This window comes from Planktotalea sp., assembly GCF_049680325.1.
Lineage (GTDB): Bacteria > Pseudomonadota > Alphaproteobacteria > Rhodobacterales > Rhodobacteraceae > Planktotalea.
The window spans coordinates 1-8181 of the sequence record NZ_JBAUHO010000187.1 but is presented as its reverse complement, the minus strand read 5'-3'; the positions used below and the strand labels follow the sequence as shown (position 1 = coordinate 8181).

The window sequence follows — 8181 nt, the reverse complement described above, 5'->3', positions numbered from 1 at the left end:
ACCCCTTCATCTTGTAGCGCCTTCTAGGTTACAAGACCGCGCGTTCCACGCAGAAATCGGCCGATCCGCTTTTGACAACACGGCTCATTAGGGCTAGTCAGAGCCTATCTGGGATGTCTGTTGGATTGCTGCAATGATCGATAACAAAACAAGTGGCGACAAACGCCGCGCGGCGCGCTTTTTACGAGCAGGTGCGTTAAAATCAAGTGCCGCTGTGATTGCGTTAGCATTTACAGTGGGTTACGTCGCTTTGCCGAGCGTCGCCGAAGCGCAACAATACCGTTTTACGGCTGTTTCGATCGAAGGCAATCAGCGGATCGAGCCCTCAACAATCCTGTCCTACGCAGGAATCGCCCGGGGCGCGAGCGTTTCCGGGGCCGAGCTTAATGATGCCTATCAGCGCATTTTGGGCAGCGGATTGTTCGAAAGTGTGGATATCGAGCCACGCGGCAACCGCCTTGTTATCAAGGTTTCCGAATTCCCTACGATCAGCAAAATCAACTTTGAAGGCAATCGCCGCATCAAGGACGATGCGCTAAGCGCAATCGTTCAAAGTCAGGCGCGCCGTGTCTTCAACCCCTCCACAGCCGAGCGCGATGCCTCGCAGATCGCAGAAGCCTATTCAGTGCAGGGCCGCGTCACGGCAACCGTGAATCCGCGCATTATTCGCCGCTCTGACAACCGTGTCGATCTGGTGTTTGAAATTTTCGAAGGCGGCTTGACCGAAATCGAACGCGTCGGCTTTGTCGGCAATCAGGTTTATTCCGACGGGCGTTTGCGCCGGGTTCTGGAAACCAAGCAGGCAGGCCTTTTGCGCGCCTTCGTCAAGAAGGACACATTCGTTCCTGACCGGATCGAATTTGATAAACAAGTGCTGCGCGATTTCTATCAAAGCCGCGGCTACGTGGACTTCCGCACGACAGGCGTCAACGCAGAGCTCGCACGCGAGCGCGACGGCTATTTCGTGACGTTCAACGTGGAAGAGGGTCAGCAGTTCAAGTTTGGCGCGATTACCACGGTCTCTGAAATTGCCGACGCGGATGAAGCTGAATTTCAAGCGGCGCTGAAAATTCGCCCCGGTGTCGTTTACTCGCCATCACTGGTTGAAAACTCGATTGCCCGCCTGGAACGTCTGGCGATCAAGAAAGGGCTTAACTTTGTACGCGTTGAGCCACGCATTTCCCGCAACGATCGTGATTTGACGCTTGATGTCGAATTCGCGCTGGTCCGTGGCCCGCGTGTTTTTGTTGAGCGTATCGACATCGAAGGCAACGCTTCAACGCTTGACCGTGTTGTCCGCCGCCAGTTCAAGATCGTTGAAGGCGATCCGTTCAACCCGCGCGAAATTCGCGAAAGTGCAGAACGTATTCGTGCCCTGGGTTTCTTTGGCAACGCGGATGTTCAGGCGCGTGAAGGCTCTGCATCCGATCTGGTTGTTGTCGATGTTGATGTCGAAGAAACAACCACCGGTTCGCTTACCTTCGGGGGCACCTATTCGACCTCTACCGGCCCTGGCGCGGTCATTAAATACAATGAAAGCAACTTCTTGGGCCGTGGCCAAAGGCTTGGCATAGCTGTGACATCAGGAACAGACAATCGTCAGTATTCCTTGAACTTTGCAGAACCTGCATTCCTTGGGCGTGATCTACGTTTCGGTTTTGATCTGTCTTTCATCGAAACAGACAACCAGAACGCGGTGTATGACACCACTTTGGGCCGTTTCCGTCCGTCCTTTGAATTCCCGGTCTCTGAAAATGGCCGCGTTCAACTGCGCTACACGCTTGATATGTCCGAAATGACAGATCTTGGCACCGATGCTGGTGCCTTGATAACGACGGAAGCCGCGCGTGGCAAAGAATGGTCCAGCTCGCTTGGATATACCTACAGCTATGACACACGCCGCACTGGTCTGAACCCGAATGCAGGTGTCTTGCTTGAGTTCGGTCAGGACTTCGGTGGCTTGGGTGGTAACAACCAGTTCATCAAATCCACCGCAAAGGCAATCGCACAAACCAAGATCCTGAACGAGGAAGTGACCCTGCGGGCGACCCTCGAAGGCGGTATGTTGAATTACATCAGCGGTTCTGGCCGCGCCACGGATCGTTTCTTTATGGGATCAAGTGTCATGCGCGGCTTTGAGCCGGGTGGTATTGGTCCGCGCGAAGTCAGCGGAGCAATCAATGACTCGCTTGGTGGTAACATGTTTGCGGTCGCGCGTTTCGAGGCCGAGTTCCCACTTGGCTTGCCAGAAGAATACGGCATTTCCGGCGGTCTGTTTTATGATATCGGTTCGCTTTGGTCGCTCGATCAAACCAACGCCAACGTGATTAATGAAGGCTTCAAAGCCCGTCAGGTGGTCGGTGCGTCGATCTTCTGGAAGACACCTGTTGGCCCGTTGCGCTTCAACTTCTCTAAAGCCCTGTCCAAAGAGACGGGCGATCAGGAGCAGACCTTTGACCTGTCAATCTCGACAGAGTTCTAAACACGCCCGATGGTCGCACGTTTTGCGTGTGACCATTGCGGCCTTGTTTATGGCCTGCACCCTTCCAATTGCCGTCTCTACATCCGCCAACGCGCAATCCACTGGCTTTGCATTGCCAGAAATCCCCGTCTTGACGATCGAACCAGACAGGCTTTTCGCAGGTACACGTTTTGGTCAGAGCCTTTCCAAAGAAATCGAGGCGCGGGGAAACCAGCTTGCAGCTGAAAACCGCCGCATCGAAAAAGAACTGGCCGATGAAGAGGGCGAGCTGACGGGCAAACGCGAGACGATGACGCCGGAAGAGTTCCGCGTGCTAGCGGATGATTTTGATTTGCGCGTGACCACAGCGCGCAGTGCCCAAGATGAAAAAGCCCGCGCATTGGCCGCGCTTTCCGATCAGGCTCAACTTGGCTTTCTTCAGGCAATTGCACCGATCCTTGAAGCGATGATGAACGAGAATGGTGCAAGCGTCATTCTGGATCGCCGCGCTGTGTTTCTAAGTGCCGATGCCTCTGATATCACCACAGCCGCAGTGCGCCGTATTGACGAAAAGCTTGCGGACGGAGCGGGCTTGAGCGAATTGCTACCCGAGGTTGACGCCGAAACAACCACGCCGAAACAGTAGTGCCGTTGCGGGGCAAACCTGCACGCAGTGGCTTGCCCCGCATCGGTCTGCTTGCTAGGACCAATGGAACATAATCAACATTGCCTAAAGGGATACCTATGACCGAACTTTTGAGCGCCGATATTCAATTGATCCAACGTATCCTGCCGCATCGTTACCCGTTCTTATTGGTTGATAAGGTTGAGGATATCGATGGCACGCAGACGGCAGTCGGTATCAAGAACGTCACAATGAACGAGCCGCATTTCCAGGGCCATTTCCCGGGTCTGCCGATCATGCCCGGTGTCACGATTGTTGAAGCGATGGCGCAAACGGCGGCTGTTATGGTCGGCACTGCGCTGGATATGGCTGACAAGGAAATGAAAGTCTATTTCATGGCCATCGACAAATGCAAATTCCGTCGCAAGGTCGGGCCGGGCGATGTGCTCAGGATGAATCTGACTACAGTGCGCGGCAAACCGGGTGGCAAGGTCTGGAAATTCTCTGGCGTGGCCACGGTTGACGGCGAAATGGCAGCCGAAGCCGAGTTCACAGCAATGATGGATTTGCCTGCATGAGCATCCATCCCAGCGCAGAAATCCATCCCAGCGCAGTGATTGAGGATGGTGCGGTGATTGGCGAAGGCTGTGTCATTGGCGCGTTCTGTTTGGTTGGCCCAGAGGTCAAAATGGGTGCGCGTTGCACTTTGATGAGCCATGCTATCGTCAAAGGACAGACAAGCATGGGCGATGAAAACACCGTTTTCTCCTTTGCAGTCGTTGGTGAAATTCCACAGGATAAAAAATTCGGCGGTGAAAAGACGCGGCTTGAAATCGGTTCGCGCAATCGCATCCGCGAACATGTGACGATCAACACTGGTACAGGCGGTGGTGGCTCGCTGACAAAAATCGGCGACGATTGCCTGCTGATGGCAGGCTGCCACGTGGCGCATGATGTCATTATTGCGAATAATGTTATCGTGGTGAACAGCGCCGCTGTCGCGGGTCACTGTATTATCGAGGACGATGTCATCATTGGTGGCCTTGCCGGCATTCACCAGTTTGTGCGTATCGGCAAAGGCGCGATTATCGGCGCGGTTACGATGGTGACCAATGACGTAATCCCATACGGTCTTGTTCAGGCCCCACGCGGCCAGTTGGATGGTTTGAACCTTGTTGGCCTGAAACGGCGCGGGGTTGATCGGGCGGACATTATGGCGCTGCGCGCTGCGTTCCAGATGATGGCGCAGGGCGAGGGGACATTTCAGGATCGCGTTACCCGCATGGGCGAAGATACGGACAGCAAATATGTGCACCATATTGTCGAGTTTGTCAGCGGCTCCAGCGATCGTTCTTTCCTGACACCGGGCGGATAAGCAATGGCGCGGCTGGCCATATTGGCAGGCAACGGCGATCTTCCGCTCCGCTTGGCCGGGCTGCGAGCCGACGCTGTGCAAATCTGTTTTTCGGGCGTGCAACACGTGCTTGGACGCGATGCAGAAGAACATGCGTTTGAAAAGATGGGTGCGCTTTTTGCAGCGTTAAAGGATAAAGGCGTGAGCGAGGTCGTGATGGCCGGCGCCATGTCACGCCCGCCGCTTGATCCGACTGCCTTTGATGATGTGATGACAGCGCTGGCACCGCGTCTGCTTGCTGCGATGCAGGGCGGCGATGACGCGCTGCTGCGCCTTGTTGTCGAGATATTTGAAGAGCAAGGCTTCAAAGTGCTCGGTGCGCATGAGGTTGATCCTGAACTCACTGTCTGCGCTGGCCTGCTTGCGGGTGCGCCTTTGAGCGATCATTCTCTGAAAGACGCCGAGCGCGCCATTGATATCCTAAGCGCGCTTGGCCCGCTCGATGTCGGGCAGGGCGCAGTGGTTGAGAATGGTCTATGCCTTGGCATTGAAACGCTGCAAGGCACCGATGCTTTGCTTGGCTTCGTTGCGCAAACACCGAAAACCTTGCGCAAAGGCGGCGGTGTTTTTGTCAAAGCCCCGAAGCGCGGGCAAGACCTGCGTGTTGATATGCCAACTATTGGCCCGAACACCGTGAAGGCCGCCGCCGCCGCTGGCCTGTCCGCTATCGTCCTTGCAGCAGATGCTGTTATCATACTGGCGCAGGACGAAACGCTAAGCCTTGCTCAAGCGGCAGGCATTACCCTTATCGCCCAGGATTTCTGAACCATGCGCGTCTTTATCATCGCAGGCGAGCCTTCGGGTGACAAACTGGGCGCGGCCCTTATCGACGGGCTGAAAACGCTGGTTCCGGATGTGCAGTTCGACGGCATTGGCGGCGCGCGAATGATCGAGGCGGGCCTCAAAAGCCTATTCCCGATGGAAGAGATTTCCATCATGGGGATTTCCGAAATCCTGTCACAATACCGCCATTTGAAACGGAGAATATCCGAGACAGCGGAGACGATCATCGGATCGAACCCTGACGTCCTTATCACCATTGATCTGCCCGAGTTTTCATTGCGCGTTGCCAAACAAGTGAAGGCGCAAAGCCATGTGCGCTGTGTCCACTATGTGGCCCCAACAGTTTGGGCGTGGCGGTCTGGCCGCGCGGCAAAGATGGCGCGTCATATAGATCAGGTGCTGGCGCTTTTCCCCTTTGAGCCACCTTATATGCAAGCCGCTGGCATGCGCTGTGACTTTGTGGGGCACCCTGTTGTGACCGATCTTCAGGCCAGCGCGCAGGAAGCGCAGGCCTTTCGCGCCGAACATGGGCTTGGCGATGCACCAATGGCGCTGGTCCTGCCAGGTTCGCGCAGGGGCGAGGTCACCCGCCTTGCGCCGATCTTCGGGCAGGCCTTGGCCCCTGTGATGCACGCGCGCCCTGATTTACGCGTCGTGATCCCCGCGGCGGCGCCAGTTGAGGATTTGGTGCGCGAAAGCGTGAAAGATTGGCCAAACGCGCCATTGGTGATCCGCTCTGAGGACAAGCCCGCCAAACGCGCTGCGTTCAAAGCCGCGGATGTGGCGCTTGCCGCCTCTGGAACAGTCTCGCTAGAGCTTGCAGCGGCAGGTACGCCAATGGTGATCGCCTATGACATGAATTGGCTCTCGCGCCAGATCATCGGGCGGATGCTAAAGGTCGATACAGTCACCTTGGTTAATCTGGTGTCAGAAACCCGCGCCGTTCCCGAATTTATCGGCGCGGATTGCGTGCCTGCGCGGATTGCTGACGGATTGCTGGACTTGCTTGATAATCCGACCCTGCAACACGACGCCATGACGCTCACGATGGAGCGTTTGGGGCAGGGCGGTGAGGCACCGGGCCTGCGCGCCGCACGCGCCGTTCTGGATGGGCTAAGCGAGGGCCGAACCCGACATTGATCGGGCGTAAAAGCGCCGCAGATCAATGGCCTGCGGCGCGTTCTTACAGTGCATAAAGCGGTTTAACCCGCGACGGAAGCCGCGTAAATTTCGCCGATCGTTGCATCAAGCGTTGCGTCAAATTCTGCATCGGATTGCTGCGCGGACAGACCTTCGGTCAAGGCACGGCTGAAAGACGCGATCATGCCGGTATTTTTAGACAGACGCGCGTTTGCTTCTGCGCGGGAATAACCACCCGATAGCGCGACCACTTTCATCACCCGCGCATCATCGCAAAGGGATTTATAAAGGTTGGCGGTTTCAGGCAGCGTCAGTTTCAGCATCACCTGTTGACCCACTGGCACCGTGTCCAGCGCAGTGGTGATTTCTTCCAGCAGGATTTGCTCGGCTTCGGCCTTGTCGCTAATGGTGATGTTCACTTCGGGTTCAATGATCGGAACAAGGCCGGCAGCAAGCACTTGGTTGCCCAATTGAAACTGCTGCTGCACCAGCGCACGAATACCGCGCGCGTTGGCTGCGTTGACGACCGAGCGTTCCTTGGTTCCGAAAATGCCGTTCTGGACCGCGCGGGCGAGCAGGGCATCAAGGCCCGGAATTGGCTTCAAAAGTTGAACACCGTGCTCTTCATCCTCAAGACCTTTGTCGATCTTCAGAAACGGCACGACGCCATTGTCTTCCCAAAGCGCTTTGGCTGATGGTTTTCCACCAATCTCGCGATCCATAGTCATTTCAAACAGGATCGCGCCAACGACGCGCTCACCGGTGAATGCGGGCGATGAAACGATGCGTCCGCGCATCGCGTGGATCAGATCAAACATTTCGGCGTCAGAACTATATGCGTCCTCATTCACGCCATACAGCTTTAGCGCTTTGGGGGTCGAGCCACCTGACTGATCCAAGGCCGCGATAAAACCGTTGCCTGCACGCATTTTGTCGGCCATTTGTGGATTTGTCATGGGAATACCCTTTCTCGAATTACGATTTAGAGAGGGTGTAGGGGAGGCACCGACGTCGCGCAATCATGGTCGCGCTAACAGTCGGTGGCCAATTTTGTCGCGGCGTTATTCTTGCAACGTTGCGGGCAGATTGCGTCCCACCCAATCGCGCAACACGCCGTTTTCAAGGCTTGTCTGCACATCAGCCCAAGCGGCGTTTGCGCCGCGCAGCCGCATGATGGTGTTGATTTCATCGCGGATCGCAATAGAGGCAACATCGCCAGCCGCCGCCCCGACCGAGGCCCAGTAATAGGCCGCGCGATAGGATCGAATGCGCGTTGTGCCTGTCATATGGCCGCGCGCCGCGCGCCTGATGTCGCCGATTGAGGCAAAGTCGGAGGCAACGGGACCGCCGCCGCCAAGCATGTCATCTTGCACCTCAAGCATCTGCGCCAGGCTTAGCCCGTCTTCCAGATCGTTAAGCAGGCTTAGACTACCTGGCTGGCTGTTAGAGGTGGCGTGCAGTGCAAGGCGATAGGCGACGCCGGGATTACTGATCTGCATCGCCTCGGCCATAAGCGCGGTGGCTTGGGCATTGCCCTCTTTGGCGAGCGGGTCCAGCAGGCGCAAACCAAGCGTGACATTGCGCGGCGCACCGACGCCTGTCAGCAACGCCTTGCCGACCTCATAATTCCGATCTGTGCTCAAAAGCCCGTCAATCGCCTGCTTCAACTCGGTCGCCGAGATGGCGCTGCTGACGGCCTTTGGCGATGTGCCAATAACGGGGGACAGCTTTGCAAAAATCGCTTTGGGGTCTTCCAAA

Annotated in this window: 8 protein-coding genes; 6 read left to right on the top strand and 2 right to left on the bottom strand. The window is 56.3% G+C overall.

The annotated features are described in order from the left end of the window. The first annotated feature begins 133 nt into the window (after positions 1 to 133). The 6 genes from bamA to lpxB all read left to right on the top strand — a co-directional run bounded on the left by bamA (position 134) and on the right by lpxB (position 6423). Positions 134 to 2482, top strand: coding sequence for an outer membrane protein assembly factor BamA (bamA, locus tag WBC85_RS08600; RefSeq protein ID WP_424435340.1), 2349 nt, complete (start codon positions 134 to 136; stop codon positions 2480 to 2482). A 28-nt stretch (positions 2483 to 2510) separates the two neighbouring features. After that, on the top strand, positions 2511 to 3107 hold the full coding sequence (locus tag WBC85_RS08595) for an OmpH family outer membrane protein (protein ID WP_424435343.1): 597 nt from the start codon (positions 2511 to 2513) through the stop codon (positions 3105 to 3107). A 98-nt stretch (positions 3108 to 3205) separates the two neighbouring features. Next, entirely contained in the window at positions 3206 to 3664 is a 459-nt protein-coding gene (fabZ, locus tag WBC85_RS08590) for a 3-hydroxyacyl-ACP dehydratase FabZ (RefSeq protein WP_424435337.1), read from the top strand. Next, on the top strand, positions 3661 to 4461 hold the full coding sequence (lpxA, locus tag WBC85_RS08585; RefSeq protein WP_424435334.1) for an acyl-ACP--UDP-N-acetylglucosamine O-acyltransferase: 801 nt from the start codon (positions 3661 to 3663) through the stop codon (positions 4459 to 4461). Before fabZ ends, lpxA begins: the two co-directional genes overlap by 4 nt. A gap of 3 nt (positions 4462 to 4464) precedes the next feature. After that, positions 4465 to 5265: an LpxI family protein gene (locus WBC85_RS08580; RefSeq protein WP_424435331.1), complete on the top strand. Its 801-nt coding sequence runs from the start codon at positions 4465 to 4467 to the stop codon at positions 5263 to 5265. A gap of 3 nt (positions 5266 to 5268) precedes the next feature. After that, the gene (gene lpxB / locus WBC85_RS08575; protein WP_424435328.1) at positions 5269 to 6423 is read left to right on the top strand and encodes a lipid-A-disaccharide synthase; all 1155 of its coding nucleotides are present in this window, start codon (positions 5269 to 5271) and stop codon (positions 6421 to 6423) included. A gap of 62 nt (positions 6424 to 6485) precedes the next feature. Here lpxB and WBC85_RS08570 read toward each other — a convergent pair whose 3' ends face one another. After that, positions 6486 to 7379 carry a fructose bisphosphate aldolase gene (locus WBC85_RS08570; protein ID WP_424435325.1) on the bottom strand — a complete coding sequence of 298 codons (894 nt, stop codon included), beginning with the start codon at positions 7377 to 7379 and terminating at the stop codon, positions 6486 to 6488. 105 nt (positions 7380 to 7484) lie between these two features. Further along, on the bottom strand, positions 7485 to 8181 hold a 697-nt coding region (locus WBC85_RS08565; RefSeq protein WP_424435322.1), incomplete at its 5' end, for a hypothetical protein.

Excerpts from the sequence above, each read along its gene's own strand:
- WBC85_RS08570 (WP_424435325.1), bottom strand. The coding sequence starts at position 7,379 with ATGACAAATCCACAAATGGCCGACAAAATGCGTGCAGGCAACGGTTTT.
- fabZ (WP_424435337.1), top strand. The coding sequence starts at position 3,206 with ATGACCGAACTTTTGAGCGCCGATATTCAATTGATCCAACGTATCCTG.
- bamA (WP_424435340.1), top strand. The coding sequence starts at position 134 with ATGATCGATAACAAAACAAGTGGCGACAAACGCCGCGCGGCGCGCTTT.
- lpxB (WP_424435328.1), top strand. The coding sequence starts at position 5,269 with ATGCGCGTCTTTATCATCGCAGGCGAGCCTTCGGGTGACAAACTGGGC.
- WBC85_RS08580 (WP_424435331.1), top strand. The coding sequence starts at position 4,465 with ATGGCGCGGCTGGCCATATTGGCAGGCAACGGCGATCTTCCGCTCCGC.
- lpxA (WP_424435334.1), top strand. The coding sequence starts at position 3,661 with ATGAGCATCCATCCCAGCGCAGAAATCCATCCCAGCGCAGTGATTGAG.